Source organism: Psychrobacillus sp. PGGUH221 (assembly GCF_042055255.1).
GTDB lineage: Bacteria > Bacillota > Bacilli > Bacillales_A > Planococcaceae > Psychrobacillus.
Map to the genome: position 1 here is coordinate 176,954 of NZ_JAQMHQ010000009.1, position 19,442 is coordinate 196,395.

The window sequence follows — 19,442 nt, forward strand, 5'->3', positions numbered from 1 at the left end:
TCAATCATAATGCTTTTAAATAAACCAACCTCACTCTTTTTTCTCTTTTCTCTCATATAAAATATCACCATTCTTCGAACGTTTTTCGATACCCGTAGAAATTCCTAAAATCTTGACCCTCATAATATGTGCGGGAGGAACTAGAAGCAAGTAACTCCATTCGTGTTTTTGGAAAAAGATTATGTACATATTTTAATAAATCTGTTCCAATTCCTAATCCACGGTAATTTTGATCAATTACTAGTTCACAAACTAAAAGTGAAATATAACCATCTGTTATTCCTCTTATATAGCCAATTATACGACCATTGGCAGATTTCAACAAATGCTACATTTGAATGACTCCATGCATTTTTTGTATCTTCCTTTTTAGCAACAAGATTATTCCATTCTTCCTGTATATTTAATAGATGAATACTTTCAAAATCATCTTCTACATATGCTCGAAAATCAATTTTCTCATTTAATTGTCTCATATAACTTCGCTTCCAAAAAAATATTTTTTATTTAGCATTTTCTCCCTTGTATCCAAACCCTTTTCACAAATATTCTACAAAACTAGTATTTTTCCCTTTTAAAATCCAATAAAAAGTAGAGAATATAAAAGCAAAGTTGTTAAGTTCATTAAAAGCACATCAGTGCTATACAGGTACTTAATAGCTTGAAAGCATACACTAGATATATTAATAAATAGGAGGATGTCTTATGTCTAATGCTTATTTAGATTTATTAGCTTATTTTGGAATTGGTGGTGCGCATCCGGGAGGTTTTGCTTTAACCCAATCTATATTGGAAGATGAGAAAATTCTTCCAACTGGATCTGTTCTTGATATAGGTTGTGGAACGGGACAAACTGCAGCTTATATAGCAAAAAAATTTGATTGTAACGTGACTGCGATAGATAATCACCCCATTATGATAGAAAAAGCTAGGGAGCGATTAATTTCAAATGAAAGCAAATTAAAAGTAAGGAAAGGAGACGCACAAAACTTGGATTTTGTGGATGACTCCTTTGATTTAATTATAGCCGAATCTGTTATCGTTTTTACTGACATAACAAAGACGTTAAATGAACTTTCAAGAGTTTTAAAAAGTGAGGGGAAGTTGATTTTGATTGAAATGACAGCTGAGCAGTGTTTATCAGAAGAATTGCAAGAAAGAATATGTAGCCTATATGGCATCTATACAATTTTAAATGAAGCTGAGTGGATCGCTCATTTGCAGCAAGCTGGATTCACTCAAATTAATATTATCAATACCCCCTCGGGTCTGATTCAAAGTGAAATAGATGACATTAATCAATCAGCTAACATAAATACAGATTTCTTTGATTTATGGGATGAACATAACCACTTTTTAATTCAAAACCGTCATATTATCGGCTTTCGTGCATTTATATGTCATCTCTCTTAATTTCTTGTTTAATTAGATTATTAACCTGTTAAATCGGAAATTTTGAACCAGCTATTATTTCTTTGGATGACTTTGTATATAACTCGTTTTTTTGAAAAGGACCTTGCATCTTTTGAAATGTATCGACAATTTGATAACCTAAATAATATCCAATCCATTTAGGAAATCGGCTTCTTGCTTTACCGTATAAGAAAAGCTGATGATTTTTTAGCCCTCTAACATTTAACGAAGGTACAAACTGGCTTTTCCATAAATCCATAACCTCTTCAGGTGAATACAGATTAGTCCAAGGAGCTAGCCACTGCTCACCATATAGATCTTTAACTGCATACTCCCCTAATCCCTCAATGATCAGAGAATCCTTCAAAGGAATTTTATCAGGAGTCAAATCTAAAAAGTTTAGTCTACAAGCATGGTTATACTCATGCGCAAATAATGCTTTTATTTCTTCTTTTGAAAGCTCAGTAGACATAAATAAAAACAATAATCCTTTATATGCTACTCCATTTTTTTTAGGTATTTGTTCTCCTGATTTTAGACTTGCTCTTTTTATAGGAAAAATATAGATGGAAACCTTTGGACCATTCCATAATTTTTTTAGAAATTGATATTCTTGCTTTACAATTTCCCATACGTTCTGTGCTTCCAATTCTTTTACTGTGTTTTCAATGTTCATCCACTCATTAGGCTCAAACAATCCATGTCTTAAGAGTTCATATTGCCATACTTCTGGACTTATTTTAGGAAGTAATTTCATGATAGGATTACAAATTATCTCTTGTTGGATGTATGATGAACCTTTTCCAGACCGCTCCTCACATACATCCACAAATTTATTAAGCCAATTCTGTGTTTGAATAACCGGCATGTATCGTATCTCATCCTTTTTATTTATTTGTCTTATATCATATGTTTTGAGTTCTCTTATTGTTTTATAGAACATGAAATTACTAAGCGATCTCTCTTCCTTCTATAGACACTTGTCTATTATGTAACATTATCAATGGCATAAATTATAGAACATACTTGTATGTAAATTTTGTTATGAGAGGAGGAGAAAAATGAACAATTCTGATGTTTTCAATCTTTGTTGTAGATATTATGGAAAAAGGGTGCGAATTACTTGCCGAGATGGTAGTGTTCATGTGGGAGAAGTAACGAGAGTAAGTAGAAATACGGTCTGGATACGACCTGATGACAATTTGGGTGGCTATGGATTAGGATTTTTTGGAGAAGGATTTGGGTTTGGATTTGGTATCGCTCTAGGTGCAATTACCGGAGTCGTACTTGCTTCAGCATTTTTTTGGTAAAACATGTTTAATTGCTGAATATCCATAAAAGTTTTTATAGTAAAAGGGAATAGGTCATCATAGATACCTTATTTCCCTTTTTTTCGTTATTTCTAGTTTACTGAGTTAACCTCATGAAAGTCCGATAGCAACGAAAAGCCACTATTTCTTTCAAAAGTGAATATTTTCTCCATTCATTATGTTGTAATTTATCCATTCATCTACTTGTTGTTTAGTGAAATACTGTTCTCCATTCATTTGAATATAAGGAATAAAAGTATACGTATCGTAGCTCGAAAGTTGCGCTCTTTTCAAGTTTTGCTGCTTTATTAATTTCTTAAACTGCTCTACATCCATACTTAAATATACTGCTACTTCTTCTGATGTAAGTAATCCCCTCTCAGAAATTTCAATATTATGTACTGGTTCACTCACCTCGTTAGGAGTGTGGATATTTCCAATTTGATATGCCAAGAAACAAATTGCTATACTCAATAAAACAATTGATACTGATAATAAATGCTTGCTCACGATTTTCACTCCTCTAACTATAATATATTCTCTAAAAAAGTATTTTTTCCTTTTCTATTTCAATAAAAAGAGAGCACCTAAATCGGTACTCAATTAAAATAAAGCTCTATCTCATTGGAAATTATAGATGTATCCCAAGGATGCCAAAACCAAACATTGCCGTCAAAAAATAACGAATAGTAATATCCAATTTTTTCTTCGCCGTAAAGAACTATTTGATAGGTTGCTGGATCTCCGTGAGTTGTGTTTGGTGAAAACGAGGCACTTACTGTACCTTCATTTAGAATAGATAATAAATCATTTATTTCTGTCTCATTTTTTAAAGTATTAATGAGTATTGTATTACCATCGTATAATTCAATTTTATTGATGGTTTCTAAATTTATATCTTTGTAATGATAATTAAAATTACTATCCTCTGAACGTGAATAATAAATCCTGTAACCATTTATACTATTTTTATCCTGAATAGCGATAAGGTCCTCTCTGTCTATCACACTAAATATTTCAGTTCCCTTATTCCAAAATGCAGCATCTCCATCTTTCGTACGATAACTAGGGTTCGAAACATTATCGGAAACTTTAAATTTTACTTCTCCTATTTTTTCCCCTATATTTTTTGGATCGGCAATAATTACACTATAAAGTGCTTCATATTCCTTGCCATTAATCTTTACAAAATCAACCCAGTCAATAATAGTATGCGAAAAAGGCTGTGAAATAGAATTACAAGATACCATAATAAGACTGCAGATAAGCAATATGCATATTTTTTTCATCTGATTCTCCTTGCCACCGTTTATCTATAAGTCGTTTTCAGAAATAAATTAGTTACAATACGATGCTAAAATATATGTTTTTCCAACTTGAACTCTCTATATTCAAAACTAAATTGTTGTTTTTTCCAACTAACCCTCTAAATTTTCCAACTAAGTTGTTGTTTTTTTCAACTATCTCATTACCAGGACATAAAAAAAGTACACCACAATTAAGTGGTGTACCAATATAATCATTAAGCTAATGCTTGTGTTAAATCTTCTAACAAGTCTTCTACATCTTCAATCCCTACAGAAATTCTAACGAGGCCGTCCGTAATGCCTAATTCTTGACGTCGTTCAGATGGAATCGATGCATGGGTCATTCTTGCTGGAACAGAAATCAAGCTTTCTACTGCTCCTAAACTTTCTGCTAATGTAAAGTAACGAAGCTTCGCTAATAACTCATCTGCTTTTTCTCCACTACCCACATCAAAAGAAATCATCCCTCCGAATCCAGTTGTTTGCTTCTTCATCAGTTCGTGCCCAGTATGGTTCACTAAACCAGGATAATATACCTTTTTAACACCATCGTGATTATTTAAAAACTCTGCAATTCGCTGAGCATTCAAGTGATGTTCTTCCATCCGAAGACCAAGCGTTTTAATACCACGCATTAATAACCAGGAGTCTTGTGGTCCTAGTACTGCCCCTACTGAATTTTGTACAAAGTGCAAATCAGTAGCAAGCAGCTCAGAATTTACTACAACTAGCCCAGCTACAACATCACTATGTCCACCAATATATTTCGTTGCACTATGCACAACAATGTCTGCACCAAGCTCAATTGGTTGTTGGAAATAAGGTGTCATAAATGTGTTATCCACAATAGTGAGCAATCCTTTGTCCTTTGCAAGCTTAGCAATTGCTTCAATATCTGTAATTTTCAATAAAGGATTAGTTGGTGTTTCTAGGAAAATAGCTTTTGTATTTTCTAAAATTGCTGCTTCCACTTTGGATATATCACTTGTATCTACAAAAGTTGCCTCGATCCCGAAACGGTTCAATACTTTAGAAATGACACGGTATGTACCACCGTATACATCATCTGTTAAAATAACGTGATCACCTTTACTGAAAAGCATCATAACAGAGCTTGTAGCAGCCATACCAGAAGCAAAAGCGAATCCGGCAACGCCACTCTCTAAATCACTGATTAAGACCTCTAGAGCATGTCGAGTAGGGTTACCTGTACGTGAATATTCATACCCTTTAAATTTTCCAACTGCCTCTTGTTTGTAGGTACTCACTTGGTAAATTGGTGTGGACACTGCTCCAGTTGCTTCGTCCCCAACAATTCCAGCATGAATAAGCTTCGTTTTTGCGCGCATCTATTATTTCTCCTCCTTGAACAATTCGTATACTCTCTGACTTAAATAGCGTTCACTAGAATCAGGAAAAATCGTGACAATATGACTTCCTTGTTTCGCAACTTCTGCTTCCTTAAGTGCAGCATAAAAAGCTGCTCCTGAAGAGCTCCCTACTAAAAGTCCCTCTTCTTTGGACAACGCCTGCAATTGGTTAAATGCATTTTGGTCACTAATTGTGTGTATTGCATCAAAAAACGAACGGTCCATAAAGTTCGGTAAAAATTCCATTCCGATTCCTTCGGTCAAATGGGTTCCTGCTTCTCCACCGTTTAATATGGAACCCTCCGGCTCCACAATTACTGTTTTAATGTCAGCTTTTTGCGACTTTAAAAAATTTGATGTTCCCATAAACGTTCCACCTGAACCTGCACCAGCGACAAATACATCAATTTGACCATCTAAATCACGCCATATTTCAGGACCAAGTGTTTTTGTATACGTAGCAGGATTAGCTGGGTTTGAAAATTGAGATGGTGAAAAAGCATTCGGAATCTTATTTACTAATTCGCTTGCTTTATCAATAGCACCTTTCATTCCAAGCGCAGTATCTGTATTTATAATCTCTGCACCAAGCGCACGCATTAGTGTTTGTTTTTCAACACTAAATTTTTCAGGGACAACAAAGATAACTTTGTACCCTTTTCCTACTGCAGCAAGTGCAATTCCAATTCCCGTATTTCCTGCAGTTGGCTCAATAATAGTTCCCCCTGGCAAAAGTTTTCCTGATTGCTCCGCATCTTCAATCAACGAAACACCGAGACGATCCTTTACACTTCCTCCTGGATTTAAATATTCAAGCTTTGCAAAAATCCGGCAATTATTTGGAATAGGAATATGTTTTATTTCTACAACCGGTGTATTGCCTATCAATTCATGAACACTACTAAATACTTTCATTACGCTTCCTCATTATAAATTTGTCGCCATTCATCTTTTTTAGCAAGCATCTCAAAAGCAATTTCTTTTGCCCCTTCTAAACTATGGCTTGCTGCCCAACCACATTGAACTTCATTACATGCTGGGACTTCAGTTGCTTCCAATACATCCTTCAACGTCTTTTCAATAATTTCTAAAACTTCATCATAGTTATCATGATTAATAACAGATAAATAAAACCCAGTTTGACATCCCATTGGACTAATATCTACTACTTGTTCTGTATGATTTCGGATATTTTCTGCCATTAAATGCTCTAAGGAATGCAATCCCGGCATCTTCATATGTTCTTTATTTGGTTGTTTAAAACGAATATCGTATTTTAAAATTTCATCACCATGAACTCCCGTTTTAGTACCTGCTAAACGTACAAATGGTGCTGCTACTTTTGTGTGATCTAAATTAAAACTTTCTACATTCATTTTTTTCATATGAACTAGCTCCTTATCTTTTAGTCGCATCCATCAACCAAACATAATCATTCATTTTTGTGAAACTAACTTGAAATCCAGCTTCTTCAAACAATTTTGTTAGTATTGGAATCGTAGTATAATATTCTCGTACTAAATCGTCTGCCACATTATTAAAACCACGGTTTCTTTCCTTTTCAATTTGGTCTTGTTTAGCTTCTTCAGTAATAAAAACAGTATCAGCAAAAACAATCTTTCCCTCTTTTGAAAGAAGCTCTGCATATTTCTTTAAAGCTACTCCCTTTTCCTCATCCGTTAAATGATGAAATACATACGTGCTGACAATTGCATCTATACGTTCACTTTCACTATTAAATTGAAGTAAATCTCCATCTATGACCTTAATAGAGGGAAATCGTTTTGCAGTTAATTCTCGCATCTTCGTATTAGGTTCGATACCAATAACCGAAATTCCTTCCTCTATTAGCTTTGCTGTTAAATTACCAGTACCGGTTCCAAATTCGATCACTGTCCCAGAAACACGATTTGCAACTTCTCTTAAAATAGTTTCATAGCCTTCAAATACATCACGATATTCTGGATCTTCACCAGAAACCGAAGCGTCATAAGAGTGTGCCCATCCATCAAAGATATCGACAAATTCTCTTCCCATCATCTAGCCCCTTTATAAAATATATTATTCCTAGTTGATTACTTTGCTTTAGGCCTAACATTTATAGTTATATCATATTGAGTAAAAATGTCAAATAAAAAAGAGCCTCCCCTAAAACGAAAGACCCTTCATTATTTATCACAACGGGAAGAAAATTGGAATGACAATCATCATTACGATAAACATAACAATTTGTAGAGGAATACCAGCTTTCACAAAGTTCATAAACTTATATCCCCCCGCTGTCATTACTAAAGCATTTGTCGGAGATGCAACAGGTGTCGCAAAAGCCATGCTGGAAGAAACTGCAATTGCGATTAAGAACGTATATGGATTTGCATCCATCGTAATAGCTGCACTCATTGCAATCGGCGCAAATAAAACGGCCGTTGCGGTGTTACTAATAAATTGACCAAATAACATCGTAATAAAATAAATGCCTGCCAAAACTCCCATTGCTCCAAATCCACCTAGAAGATCGATAATTCCTTTTGAAAGTATAACCATTCCACCTGTTTTTTCAAGAGCTGTTGCCATTGGAAGCATTGCTGCAATCAAAACAATACTTTCCCAGTTCATTTTTCCATAAGCATCATCCATATTTCGAAGACAACCTGTAATAATCATAAGTAAAGCACCAATCAATACAGAAATAACAGCTGGAAAAACTTCTAAAATCATTAATACTATCATGAACAACATAATTGCCCCTGCAATTGGAGCTTTACCACTTGCAGCAGCCGTACTAGCATGTTCTTTCGGTTGTCCAACAACTACAACATCCTGCATCGCTCTTGAGAGTAATTCAATTTCTTCCCATGCACCTTGTACTAAAAGAGCATCTCCGAAACGAAGGCGAACGCCAGCCATATTACTTAGTACATACTCTCCTTTTCGATTAATACCTAAAATATTTAAATTATATTTTTCACGGAAGCCAATGCTGCCTACAGTCTCATTTATTAAACTAGAATGAGGAGTTAAGAGCACCTCAGCAATTCCTAATTGTTTTGTTACAAGTACATCTGCTTCAGATTCCTCTGCATCAATTATTAACAAATAATCTTCGGCGAGTTTCTCTATGCTATCAAAAGTGCCTTGAATATATAAAATATCCTTTGCCTGTATTATGCTCGTCGGTCCGGCCATTTCTTGATACGTAATAGGTAATATATGAATACCTTCCGTCGATTTACGATCAATTTTCAAAATAACTAGATGATACTTAGCTGGAAGCTTTAATTGTGCAAGTTGCTTCCCTATCATTGGTGAATCATCAGGTACTTTAAGGCGATGCAAATTACCACCGAGTTCATAATCAATCGCCAATTGCTTTGGTGAAAGCTTATGCTCATCTTTTATCGCTTTTTTATTTTTACCATTTGGAAGTACAATATTTCGTGCAACGACGAAATATAGAATCCCAACTATAATAGCAATAATGCCTACAGGAGTAATTTCAAAGAATCCTAGCTTCTCATAGCCATTGTCAACAAGTACTTGACTAATAAGCAAATTAGCAGGTGTCGCAATAAGAGTTAACAGACCAGACAAGCTACTAATATAAGAAAGTGGAATTAAATACTTGGAAGGGCTGCTATTAATACTAATTGCAATACTAATAACAATCGGAAGCATTAAAGCAACCGTTCCTGTATTACTCATGAACGCCCCAACGCTACCTGTAATGATTAGTAATAATACGAATAACTTTTTTTCACTTTTTCCCGACAATCTTAGTAGCAAGTTTCACCTGTATGCGCAAGACCTGTACTTAGCAGCCCTGCCCCAACTACAAACAATCCAGCAATCATAATAACAACCGAATTAGAAAAACCGGCAAGGGCTTCTGTTGGTTCCAAAACGCCGGTTATGACAAATGCTAATAATGCCAGCAGTGCTACTAAATCTGCACGTACTCGATTACTAATAAATAAAACGATACTAATCGCTAAAATACTAAAAGTTATAACAAGCTGCATCTTATTCGGATTCCTTTCCATTAGAAAATCTACCTTCATTATATAAGAAGCCGTTAAAATGTCTTGCATCTATGCTTAACTATTATAATCGCATAATATTTGGAAATGTGAGATAATAAATACCTACTACGGAGGTGGATAGATGACATTTTGGAAAGCATTTTTTTCTTACATTCTTACTAAGATAATTGCAGATAATACAATTTTTAAAATGAATTTTTTTCAGTATAAATTAATGGACAATTTCAGTATGCTCACCATACTTCGTTTTTTAGTAGAAGTAACAAGTTTTAGTTTGATTTACTTAAGTATTTATTATTTAGTTTCAAACTTCAGCACTTGGAAAATGCGCATAAAATATGAATTAGCACATAAAAAGAAGTAACCCCTCCGCTCTTAATAAACAGCATGCGGTGCAGTTACTTCTTTCTTTTTTATTTATCTACCTTATATATTGAATTTATAGCATCCCAATCAAGTGGTCTTGCCATACTGTTTTCAGTTCGCTCTAAAGGCTTAAAACCAAATTGTGCATACAGGGAATGAGCATCTCTAGTGCCTAAGTGAAAATTCGTTCCTTTTAATTTTGGATTCTCCGTGATAACGGTCATCAACCATTTACTTAGACCCTTTCCTCTAAATTCAGGAAGTACGAACACATCCGCCAGCCAAGAATATCTAACTAGGTCAGATAGAACACGGGCAAAACCTATTTGCTTTGGTGCCCCCTTAGTTGGATCTCCATCATAAATACCATAACAAATTGTTGAATTTTCGATAGATGCTATAACCAAAGCTTTTGACGTACCTTCAAGCCAATAAGATTCTTTACTAAGAAAATTATAGATGACTTCTACATCCAACAAACTTTTATCGGTACTAATATAATATCCATCTCTACATAACAACTCTGTCTGTTCTTTTATCAACATTTTCTTACCCCCAAATGTAACTCACTTCTTATCTTAAATACTCTTCATTAAAACAGTAATATTTCAGAATATTATATTTTCACTTTAACTTACTTAGGCTATAATTGTAAATACTTACCTCTTTGTATTTTTCTTAACCATGACATAAATTAACTGAGGAGAATATATTTTATGACACTATTAAACCGACTAAAGCAAGGAGATAAGATTGGGATATATTCCCCATCCTCCCCCGTCACTTATTCATCCCCTAAGAGATATAAAAGAGCAAAGTCTTTTTTAGAATCCAAAGGGTTACAGATTGTTGAAGGGAATCTAACTGGCAAGCGTGATTATTATCGTTCTGGAAGTATACTGGAACGGGCAAATGAATTGAATGAACTCATTCGAGACCCGGACATCAAATGTATTATGTCAACAATTGGTGGAACTAATTCGAATGCAATTTTGCCTTATATCGACTACGAAGCATTTAAGAAGAATCCTAAAATAATGATTGGCTACTCCGATGCAACTGCTATTTTGTTAGGAATTTATGCACAAACTGGAGTTCCAACTTTTTACGGTCCAGCTTTGGTCCCTTCTTTTGGAGAATTTGAGCCTTTTGTGCATTATACATTCGATTATTTCAATGAAATGTTAATCGAACAACAGCAAACTCCGTTTACTATTCCAACTCCTCCTTATTGGACAGATGAGCCACTTAATTGGGAGGAGAAAACAGAAGAAAAAGAAAACAGAAGCAATGAGTGGGTTTGCTTAAATGGAGGTACCGCACAAGGAAGATTAATTGGTGGTAATTTAAATGCTATGTATGGTTTTTGGGGAAGCCCCTATATGCCTGAGATTAAAGAAGGAGATATTCTCTTAATAGAAGACACGATGAAAACAGCTTCCGTTGTGGAAAAGAATTTTAACCTGTTAAAACTGAACGGTGTATTTGATCGTGTAGGTGGAATCATTTTAGGAAAACACGAGCTGTTTGATAATCAAGGAACGGGAAGAACACCATCTGATATCTTACTAGAAACAATTGGACAACCGTCCATCCCTATTCTTACTGAATTTGATTGTTGCCATACTCATCCCATGCTCACGATGCCCATTGGAAGAAATATAAGATTAGATGCAACTAATAAAAAAGTAACCATTATCGAACAATGGATCAAATAAAAAACATAGAAGCAATATTCATTGATCGTGATGGAACAATTGGTGGCACTGGTCATTTTATTCATCCAAAGCACTTTAAGCCTTATGAATTCAGTAACGATGCATTTAAACTACTGAAAGAGCATGGCATTCGAATGTTTGCATTCACAAATCAACATAGAATTAGCAGAAAAGAAGCATCAATCACAGAGTTTCAAGAAGAGTTTCTTTCATTCGGCTTCCATGATGCATTTATTTGTCCACATAGTGAAGACGATGCTTGTATGTGTCATAAACCTAAACCTGGTTTGTTAATAGAAGCCGCTAGGAAACATAATTTAGAGCTAAAAAATTGTGTCGTAATCGGGGATGTTGGATCAACAGATATGCTAGCTGCTCATGCTGTTGGTGCGTTGAAAATATTAGTCCTAACTGGTTGGGGAAAAAGCTCCTTACATCAACATCGAGAGATCTGGAAAGATATAGAACCAGATCATATTGCACAAAATTTGTTGGAAGCGGTCCAATGGCTGTTAAAAATCCCACAAAAAACCCCAGTGAGAAATTAATCTCTCTGGGGTTTTTGCGGGTTCTCCTGATAATCTAATCTTCAATGTACTTTAACAAAATTGGCCCTAAATAATCTTCCTTTAAAGATGGATCGTTCTGAATAAAGGACTGCACGCTCTCTTTATTTAAATTGATAAATAGAAACTCATCAAACTCTGGTTGCTCGCCTTTTTCTAGAAGACTCTCATTGTGATGTCGAAATAAGGCTTGAAGTTCCTTCATAGAATAATCCACTTTCAACTCGAACATAATAGCCCAAAAATCATATGTCCCCTTATTCTTAATAAACTTAGGTTTGAATGATTTGGAAAATGGAGAATCAACACGTAATCCCATTTCTTCTTCTAACTCTTTTGCTATACTTCTCTCCAAATTAAATACAAATCCATCTAAGTCAGTCTCGTCCAGTCCTCCACCTGTAAATTGTAATCTTCCCGGAGTCGATGTATGTTGATTCATTCGCCCAAAAGCAATGTGATGATCATTCGTAATAACCGCCATACATGTAAAAATGACTCTACAAGGGTATGTACAATCTGCGTGATGAAGTGTATATAAAAAATGTTTGTAGTCTGTTTTTACAACTCTCATTTGAAGTTCATCACTAGTTTTATTTATATCAGTAATGGTGAATACTTCTCCATTCCGAAACTGTTTGTTATTCTTTTTTAGCTGTTCCCAAAATAACTGATGTCGCTCTTGGATGCTTTTCGGTAGATGAAAAGGCGTCGGATCATATTTAACTGTTACTCGAGTAGGAGCTTGTTCAATGACTATCGGCTTCACTTTATTCTCTCCAATCCTTCAATTGCAAGTCCTTTGTAAATAAATGTTTATAACCAAGCATACTTAATTTCATACTTATCCTCGATTGTTCCTGGGAGCATTATTGATTGCAAAGCAACATATGCTATATTCATACGCCATTTTCGTGTATCCAGTTCTTTTGCTGAATCACCTTTAAAATAAATTTCACCTTTATCAAGTGTTTCAAATAAAGCAAGTGTCCGTAGTAGTGTACTTTTCCCTTCTCCTGATTTACCTAGTAAAGCAATACGCTCCGCTTTTTGAAGAACTACGGTAATATTCTCAAATAAATGAAGGCGGCACTTTGCCTCTTTCATTTCCCAATAATTTTTAGTTATATTTTTAATTTCAAGCAAAGCTGTCATACTCTTTTTCCCATTCATCTCTTAATATTCCCATTCTAATAGAATCATAGTAAACTCCATTATAAAAACGGCATTTACGAAGACGTGCTTCCATTGTCATTCCTAGCTTCTCTCCAACTTTAATCATCCGCTCGTTGCCCGACCAAGTCGTATAGCCCACGCGCACGAGGGGTAATTCACGAAATAAATGGGTGGTCCACAGTCGCAAAGCTTCTGTACCGATACCACCATTCCAGTAGATAGGGTCATAGATAACAATTCCCATTTCAAGCCAAAGAGATTCTTCATGCTCCCAATAATAGCATAAAGATCCTACTAGTAAATCATCTACATAGATTCCCCAAAAGTCTTCCTGATTTATATAATGATGTTTTTTCTCTAAAAACTGTTCAAATGTTTTCGGTTCATATGGAAAGTAAGGAGCATCCCACTTTTTCCATTCTGGCGCCTCTTCTTTCGCACATAGTTCCCATAATTTAGATAATTCATCCTCAACTATAGGTCGAATAGTCACCTGACTCAATTTCATCACCTCATTCAATACATATACATAATTTTACCACATTTCAAATAATATAGACTGTGCTCTCTCAATGCTTTATTATGATTAGTGTTATATAACATAAGTAAGATCTATTTAAAGGAGTGACATACCATTGGGTGACAATCAGAAATTACAACGTGGATTAGAACAACGTCATATCACCTTAATGTCGTTAGGTGCAGCAATAGGAGTAGGATTATTTTTAGGTTCAGCTACTGCTATCAAATTGGCAGGGCCAGCAATTCTTATTTCATACATAGTTGGTGGTATCGCTATCTTAATAATTATGCGTGCCCTCGGTGAGATGGCAGTACATAATCCGGTTGCAGGTTCTTTTAGTAGGTATGCAAAGGATTATTTAGGACCGCTTGCCGGTTATATTACCGGATGGAATTATTGGTTTTTATGGGTTGTAACATGTATGGCAGAGATTACTGCTGTTGGTGTTTATATGCAAATGTGGTATCCGGACACACCTAGCTGGATTTGGGCATTAGCAGCACTCGTTATCATGACGATGGTAAATTTAATCACTGTAAAAGCTTATGGTGAATTTGAGTTTTGGTTCGCCCTTATAAAAATTGTGGCAATCCTTGCTATGATTTTTGTGGGACTAGGTGTGATTATTTTTGGAATTGGTAATGGTGGAGTTGCTGTTGGTATTAGTAACTTATGGTCGAATGGTGGATTTGCACCAAATGGGATCACTGGTATCTTTATGTCTCTACAAATGGTCATGTTTGCATACTTAGGTGTGGAGATGATTGGGGTTACTGCTGGAGAAGCAAAAAATCCAAAAACAGTCATTCCTCGAGCAATTGATACGGTTTTTTGGCGTATTTTATTATTCTATGTTGGTGCTTTATTTGTCATTATGTCCATTTATCCATGGGATGAAATAGGCAGTAATGGAAGTCCATTTGTGTTAATGTTTGAACAAATCGGCATTGGACCGGCAGCGGGCATTATAAATTTCGTTGTATTAACTGCCGCACTTTCTAGTTGTAATAGTGGAATCTTTAGTACAGGACGTATGTTATTTAACTTAGCTGAACAAAGGCAAGCGTCGGCTTCTTTTAAAAAGATTAGTAGGACTGGTGTTCCTTCTAAGGCAATCGTATTCTCCGCAACCTTACTATTAGTAGGTGTCATACTGAACTACCTTGTGCCTGAGAAAGTGTTTATTTGGGTCACAAGTATTTCAACATTCGGAGCTGTTTGGACATGGGGAATTATTTTGTTGTCCCAATTAAAATTCCGTAAAACCCTTTCTAAAGGAGAGGTTTCTAGATTAACGTATAAAGCAATATTCTTTCCTTTTGGTTCTTATATAGCGCTCGCATTTTTAGTGTTAGTGCTCGGACTGATGGCATACTTCCCTGATACACGTATCGCATTAATCGTCGGGCCTATATGGATTATAGGATTGGTGTTTATGTATTTTAAAAATGGATTTAATAAGAGCTAACTTGAATGATAATTTATTAGATTGTTCTTATCTAGAATGGTCAAGTTTCAGTCAGGTATAAATATGGTTTATCCGACTCTGAGTGGTTTTTATCCATATCTAAGTGATTATTATCCGATTCTGAGTAGTTAGTATCCGATTCTAAGTGTTCATTATCCGATTCTGAGTAGTTAGTATCCGATTCTGAGTGTTTCTTATCCGATTCTGAGTAGTTATTATCCCATTCTAAGTGTTCATTATTCGATTCTGAGTAGTTATAATCCCATTCTAAGTGTTCATTATCCGATTCTGAGTAGTTATAATCCGATTCTAAGTGTTCATTATCCCATTCTAAGTGTTCATTATCCGATTCTGAGTAGTTATTATCCGATTATCAAAAAGCCCTTCATTTTTCTACACAGGAAATGAAGGGCTTTTCTCTATTCTTATATATATTTCTTGAACCATCCTGTAATTTGTTCCAATCGAGTCAATCTTAAATTAGGCAAGCCAACTCTGGATAGATTATGATCTGCTTTTGGGAAGCGGACAAAGCTCGTTTCTTTTCCCATTGCCTTTAGTGTTATATACAATTGCTGTCCTTGTTCAATTGGGCAACGGTAGTCATTTTCACTGTGCAATATAAGTAATGGAGTTTCCACATTAGCGGCATATTTCAATGGAGATGCATCCCATAGCTTATCGATATCTGTCATATCTGCACCAATTTGCCATGGAGTAAAGTAATAACCGATATCTGATACCCCAAAAAAGCTTACCCAGTTCGAAATGGAACGTTGAGTAACCGCAGCTTTAAAGCGATTCGTATGTCCTACTATCCAATTCGTCATAAATCCACCATAGCTTCCTCCAGTAACGCCAAGTCGTGAATCATCTATCCAGTCATTTTCCTTTAATACATAATCAAGTCCCGACATGATATCCTCATAGTCTCCTCCACCATAGTCACCACGAACTGCGTCTACGAAGTTTTGACTATAACTATGACTTCCGCGAGGATTTACATATAACACTCCATATCCTTCTGCTGCTAACAACTGCAGCTCGTGAAAGAACGTGTTGCCATACATTGCATGAGGTCCACCATGTATTTCTACAATAAGTGGATACTTATTGCCTTCTTCATATCCTACTGGCTTCATCAACCATCCGTGCACATCCCAATCTTTTGCTCCCTTAAAGACAATAGCCTCTGGTTCGACAAGTTCCACGTCATTTAGATAATCCTTGTTAAATTGTGTAAGTACTTTTCTTTCACCAGTCGCCAAATTCTGTCTAAATAATTCCCCGGGAAATATTGGGTTGCTAACTGTAACTAGCGCAAACGTCCCTGTTGTATCTACATCATACCCATACACATGCTCATCTTCTCCTGTAGCAGGATACAATTCACCTTCTAAAGATGCAAAATAAAGACGTATATCTCCCATTGTGGACACTTGGAAGTACAAGTGATTGTCATCTGTCCATACTACATCTGGTGCACTTGCCCCTTGTTGGAAGTCTGCAGCCGCATAGTCGCCAACTGGTGCATCAAAGCCTTCAGTTATTATTTGTCGTATGCCAGAATTTACTTCATATACATATACTTCTGCATGGGTTGCATTTTGGTAAGTACGAGGCATACCAACAAATGCAAGATACTGGTCATCCTTTGAAAATGCGGCACCTCCAAAATAACCATCCTCATTTATTATTTCTGTTTCTTCCTTCGTATCAATATCGACAAGATACATTGGTTGGGTAAATGAAAAATCTTGATTTTCCTCCCGATTCACACCTATAACAAGCTTCTTCCCATCATGAGAAACCGCCTGCAAATTATATTGATAGTTGCCTTCCGTGAATGGAGTAATTACAGCAGTCTCTATGTCAATCGAGCCAATTTGTTTGTAAACATCTACTGGCAATAGTCCAGCACCATCTGCATGGTATTTCATTTTATCTACTACATACGCCTCTGGTAGCTTTTTTTCATCCTTTTCTGGTTCATCTGTCCATGATTTCCCTTCTTTTAAAGGAGACGTGAACCATATTTTCTTTCCACAGGGTGACCATAGATAGCTAGAAATTCCTTTTTCCATAGTTGTAAGTTGCTTCGCTTCTCCTCCAGAAGAAGGTAGAATATAAATTTGACTCTTTTCTTCACGATTAGATAAGAAAGCAATATACTTTCCGTCCCTAGACCACTTAGGGGAGGATACTCGTTCTTTCTTATGTGTCCACTGAGTAATTTCTTCTGTGTTTAAATTTAAATGATATAAATGAGCATAATATTTATTGTCCTTTTCATCCATTTGTGTCCGTATAAATACCGCTTCTTTCCCACTAGGTGATAGTACTGGACTTGTTATAGAATGAAGTTTAAATAAATCCTTTGCTTCTAAATTTCTTTTTGCCATCTCTATATCCCCACTTTCAATTTCTTACTCTCATTTATTTCGACACTCGAAATCATTTCCCTTCTAAATCATATAAAAAAAACTGCACCTTATAAAAGGAGCAGTTAATTATTCTATTGAACAGTTTGTTCTTTTAATGAACGACGTAATATTTTACCTGTCGTATTTTTTGGAAGTTCCTCTAAAAACTCAAACTTCTTAGGTATTTTGTACTTTGCAAGCTTTTCAGTACAATATTCATATAGCTGCTCTTCAGTTAAAGACGTATCTTTTTTCACAACAAATGCCAATACCTCTTCCCCAAAGTTAAGGTCAGGAATACCAACTACAGCAGCTTCCACAATACCTGGATGTCCAAACAAAACTTCCTCCACTTCACGTGGGTAAACATTGTATCCTCCTACTATAATCATATCTTTCTTACGATCGACAATGTAGAAGTAACCTTCTTCGTCTTGTCTTGCAAGGTCTCCTGTATACAACCAACCATTTCGAATAGCGTTTTCCGTTTCTTCAGGCATTTTATAATAGCCCTTCATAACGTTTGGACCTCTAACGATTAGTTCACCTACTTCTCCAACAGGTACCTCTTCTCCAAGCTCGTTTACTACTTTATTCTCCACATTGACAATATTTGTTCCAATGGATCCTGGCTTACGTTCACGGTCAATCGGATTGAAGCATGTTACTGGGGAAGCCTCCGATAATCCGTAGCCTTCTGAAATACGTACGTTAAATTTTTCCTCGAAGTTGTGTAGTAATGCAACTGGTAATGAAGAACCACCAGAAATTGCTAAACGAATCGTTGAAAAATCTTCTACATCTCCTTCTGGATATTGATACAAGAAATTGAACATTGTCGGAACTCCAGCAAAGATTGTAGCCTTATGCTCTTTGGCAATTTTAAATACATCTTGTGGACTAAATTTAGGTACTAATAATAATGTTGCTCCAACTAATAATGGAGCATTAACGACAACTGTAAGCGCAAATACATGGAATACAGGAAGAGTTGTAATGACACGGTCATCCGTATTAATACTTAAATACTCCGCTACATCTCGTGCATTAGAATAAATATTTTTATATGTAAGCATTGCCCCTTTTGGATGACCTGTTGTACCTGAAGTATATAAAATTACAGCAGTATCCTCTTCTGAAACTTCTACAGGTGTAACATCAGGTGTAGTAGACTTAATTAAAAATGAAAACGATTTCACTTTTGCTTTTAAAGAATCCGGTAATGTAGCTAGTTTCTCTACTGTATCCGCTTGAGTCTCACAAATAACATAATTTTCAACAGAAGTAAAAATACCTGCTGCTCTTTCAACTAAAGGGAGTAATGCATCTAAAGCAATAATTGCTTTTGCATCACTATTTTTGACAATATAACTGATTTCATCAGGCGTATAAATAGGATTGATTGGTACCGCAGTTGCCCCTAACCGCATCGTAGCATAAAGAGAAATGAGAAAATGTGGTGAGTTTCCAAGTAAAAAACCAACATGATCTCCTTTTTCAATTCCTAGTGAGCGGAGTGCAGTAGCAAATCGTTCTATCGAATGTTCAAATTCCGCATAAGTCGTATCAGACCCCATAAAATGATACGCAATTTTTTCAGGATGCTGTGTAGCAATTTGTTGAACACGTGAAACTAAACTCATATTCTCGTCCCCCTCATTAATTTGAATGAATATTCATTCATTATCCCTTTATTTATTATATAAAAAAAGTTTTGATAATTCAATAAAAATTAAAGAACAACAAATATAAAAAAAGCATC

21 protein-coding genes and 1 pseudogene are annotated in these 19,442 nt (G+C 35.5%); 6 read left to right on the forward strand and 16 right to left on the reverse strand.

The features are described 5' to 3' along the window. Positions 1 to 64: 64 nt before the first annotated feature. Positions 65 to 325 (reverse strand): GNAT family N-acetyltransferase, encoded by a 261-nt coding sequence (locus tag PGC35_RS16125; RefSeq protein ID WP_375219906.1) that lies wholly within the window; start codon positions 323 to 325, stop codon positions 65 to 67. Beyond that, a complete protein-coding gene (locus tag PGC35_RS16130) occupies positions 246 to 476 on the reverse strand; it encodes a hypothetical protein (RefSeq protein ID WP_375219971.1) in 231 nt (76 codons plus the stop codon). Before PGC35_RS16130 ends, PGC35_RS16125 begins: the two co-directional genes overlap by 80 nt. 229 nt (positions 477 to 705) lie before the next feature. Here PGC35_RS16130 and PGC35_RS16135 point away from each other — a divergent pair, with 229 nt between their 5' ends. Continuing rightward, complete coding sequence (locus tag PGC35_RS16135) at positions 706 to 1,413, forward strand: class I SAM-dependent methyltransferase (protein WP_375219907.1); 708 nt, start codon at positions 706 to 708, stop codon at positions 1,411 to 1,413. 28 nt (positions 1,414 to 1,441) lie between these two features. Here the strand turns inward: PGC35_RS16135 and PGC35_RS16140 are convergent, their stop codons facing one another. Continuing rightward, entirely contained in the window at positions 1,442 to 2,281 is an 840-nt protein-coding gene (locus tag PGC35_RS16140; protein WP_056832516.1) for a DUF2268 domain-containing putative Zn-dependent protease, read from the reverse strand. 193 nt (positions 2,282 to 2,474) lie between these two features. On the opposite strand from PGC35_RS16140, the gene PGC35_RS16145 reads away from it, so the two are divergent. Next, entirely contained in the window at positions 2,475 to 2,723 is a 249-nt protein-coding gene (locus PGC35_RS16145) for a hypothetical protein (RefSeq protein WP_053588377.1), read from the forward strand. Between the two features lie 150 nt (positions 2,724 to 2,873). Here PGC35_RS16145 and PGC35_RS16150 read toward each other — a convergent pair whose 3' ends face one another. From PGC35_RS16150 to PGC35_RS16180, 7 genes and pseudogenes are all read right to left on the reverse strand, one after another. Beyond that, complete coding sequence (locus tag PGC35_RS16150) at positions 2,874 to 3,233, reverse strand: hypothetical protein (protein ID WP_375219908.1); 360 nt, start codon at positions 3,231 to 3,233, stop codon at positions 2,874 to 2,876. An 89-nt stretch (positions 3,234 to 3,322) separates the two neighbouring features. Further along, on the reverse strand, positions 3,323 to 4,012 hold the full coding sequence (locus PGC35_RS16155) for a hypothetical protein (protein ID WP_375219909.1): 690 nt from the start codon (positions 4,010 to 4,012) through the stop codon (positions 3,323 to 3,325). Between the two features lie 233 nt (positions 4,013 to 4,245). Next, on the reverse strand, positions 4,246 to 5,379 hold the full coding sequence (locus PGC35_RS16160) for a bifunctional cystathionine gamma-lyase/homocysteine desulfhydrase (protein WP_375219910.1): 1,134 nt from the start codon (positions 5,377 to 5,379) through the stop codon (positions 4,246 to 4,248). A 3-nt stretch (positions 5,380 to 5,382) separates the two neighbouring features. Then, complete coding sequence (gene cysK, locus PGC35_RS16165; RefSeq protein WP_375219911.1) at positions 5,383 to 6,315, reverse strand: cysteine synthase A; 933 nt, start codon at positions 6,313 to 6,315, stop codon at positions 5,383 to 5,385. Continuing rightward, positions 6,315 to 6,785 carry an S-ribosylhomocysteine lyase gene (locus tag PGC35_RS16170; RefSeq protein WP_375219912.1) on the reverse strand — a complete coding sequence of 157 codons (471 nt, stop codon included), beginning with the start codon at positions 6,783 to 6,785 and terminating at the stop codon, positions 6,315 to 6,317. The genes cysK and PGC35_RS16170 overlap by 1 nt, the downstream gene beginning before the upstream one ends. A 13-nt stretch (positions 6,786 to 6,798) precedes the next feature. Next, positions 6,799 to 7,437 carry a class I SAM-dependent DNA methyltransferase gene (locus PGC35_RS16175; protein ID WP_375219913.1) on the reverse strand — a complete coding sequence of 213 codons (639 nt, stop codon included), beginning with the start codon at positions 7,435 to 7,437 and terminating at the stop codon, positions 6,799 to 6,801. Between the two features lie 138 nt (positions 7,438 to 7,575). Then, a pseudogene (locus PGC35_RS16180) lies at positions 7,576 to 9,419 on the reverse strand (SLC13 family permease). 142 nt (positions 9,420 to 9,561) lie between these two features. On the opposite strand from PGC35_RS16180, the gene PGC35_RS16190 reads away from it, so the two are divergent. Further along, positions 9,562 to 9,804, forward strand: a complete 243-nt coding sequence (locus tag PGC35_RS16190; RefSeq protein WP_375219916.1) for a hypothetical protein — start codon at positions 9,562 to 9,564, stop codon at positions 9,802 to 9,804. A gap of 49 nt (positions 9,805 to 9,853) precedes the next feature. Here PGC35_RS16190 and PGC35_RS16195 read toward each other — a convergent pair whose 3' ends face one another. Then, positions 9,854 to 10,351 carry a GNAT family N-acetyltransferase gene (locus tag PGC35_RS16195; protein WP_375219917.1) on the reverse strand — a complete coding sequence of 166 codons (498 nt, stop codon included), beginning with the start codon at positions 10,349 to 10,351 and terminating at the stop codon, positions 9,854 to 9,856. Positions 10,352 to 10,522: 171 nt separating this feature from the next. On the opposite strand from PGC35_RS16195, the gene PGC35_RS16200 reads away from it, so the two are divergent. Then, a complete protein-coding gene (locus tag PGC35_RS16200; protein ID WP_375219918.1) occupies positions 10,523 to 11,524 on the forward strand; it encodes a S66 family peptidase in 1,002 nt (333 codons plus the stop codon). Continuing rightward, positions 11,512 to 12,072, forward strand: coding sequence for an HAD-IIIA family hydrolase (locus tag PGC35_RS16205; protein WP_375219919.1), 561 nt, complete (start codon positions 11,512 to 11,514; stop codon positions 12,070 to 12,072). The genes PGC35_RS16200 and PGC35_RS16205 overlap by 13 nt, the downstream gene beginning before the upstream one ends. Before the next feature lie 34 nt (positions 12,073 to 12,106). Here PGC35_RS16205 and PGC35_RS16210 read toward each other — a convergent pair whose 3' ends face one another. The 3 genes from PGC35_RS16210 to PGC35_RS16220 are packed head-to-tail and all read right to left on the reverse strand — an operon-like array spanning position 12,107 to position 13,774. Further along, positions 12,107 to 12,859 (reverse strand): hypothetical protein, encoded by a 753-nt coding sequence (locus PGC35_RS16210; protein WP_375219920.1) that lies wholly within the window; start codon positions 12,857 to 12,859, stop codon positions 12,107 to 12,109. Between the two features lie 47 nt (positions 12,860 to 12,906). After that, complete coding sequence (locus PGC35_RS16215; protein WP_375219921.1) at positions 12,907 to 13,245, reverse strand: ATP-binding cassette domain-containing protein; 339 nt, start codon at positions 13,243 to 13,245, stop codon at positions 12,907 to 12,909. Then, positions 13,229 to 13,774: a GNAT family N-acetyltransferase gene (locus tag PGC35_RS16220; RefSeq protein ID WP_375219922.1), complete on the reverse strand. Its 546-nt coding sequence runs from the start codon at positions 13,772 to 13,774 to the stop codon at positions 13,229 to 13,231. The genes PGC35_RS16215 and PGC35_RS16220 overlap by 17 nt, the downstream gene beginning before the upstream one ends. Before the next feature lie 127 nt (positions 13,775 to 13,901). On the opposite strand from PGC35_RS16220, the gene PGC35_RS16225 reads away from it, so the two are divergent. Further along, positions 13,902 to 15,257 (forward strand): amino acid permease, encoded by a 1,356-nt coding sequence (locus PGC35_RS16225; RefSeq protein ID WP_375219923.1) that lies wholly within the window; start codon positions 13,902 to 13,904, stop codon positions 15,255 to 15,257. A 425-nt stretch (positions 15,258 to 15,682) separates the two neighbouring features. On the opposite strand, the gene PGC35_RS16230 is transcribed toward PGC35_RS16225, so the two are convergent. Continuing rightward, entirely contained in the window at positions 15,683 to 17,659 is a 1,977-nt protein-coding gene (locus PGC35_RS16230) for a S9 family peptidase (RefSeq protein ID WP_375219924.1), read from the reverse strand. A 113-nt stretch (positions 17,660 to 17,772) separates the two neighbouring features. Beyond that, positions 17,773 to 19,323, reverse strand: coding sequence for a fatty acid--CoA ligase family protein (locus PGC35_RS16235; protein ID WP_375219925.1), 1,551 nt, complete (start codon positions 19,321 to 19,323; stop codon positions 17,773 to 17,775). Positions 19,324 to 19,442: the final 119 nt, after the last annotated feature.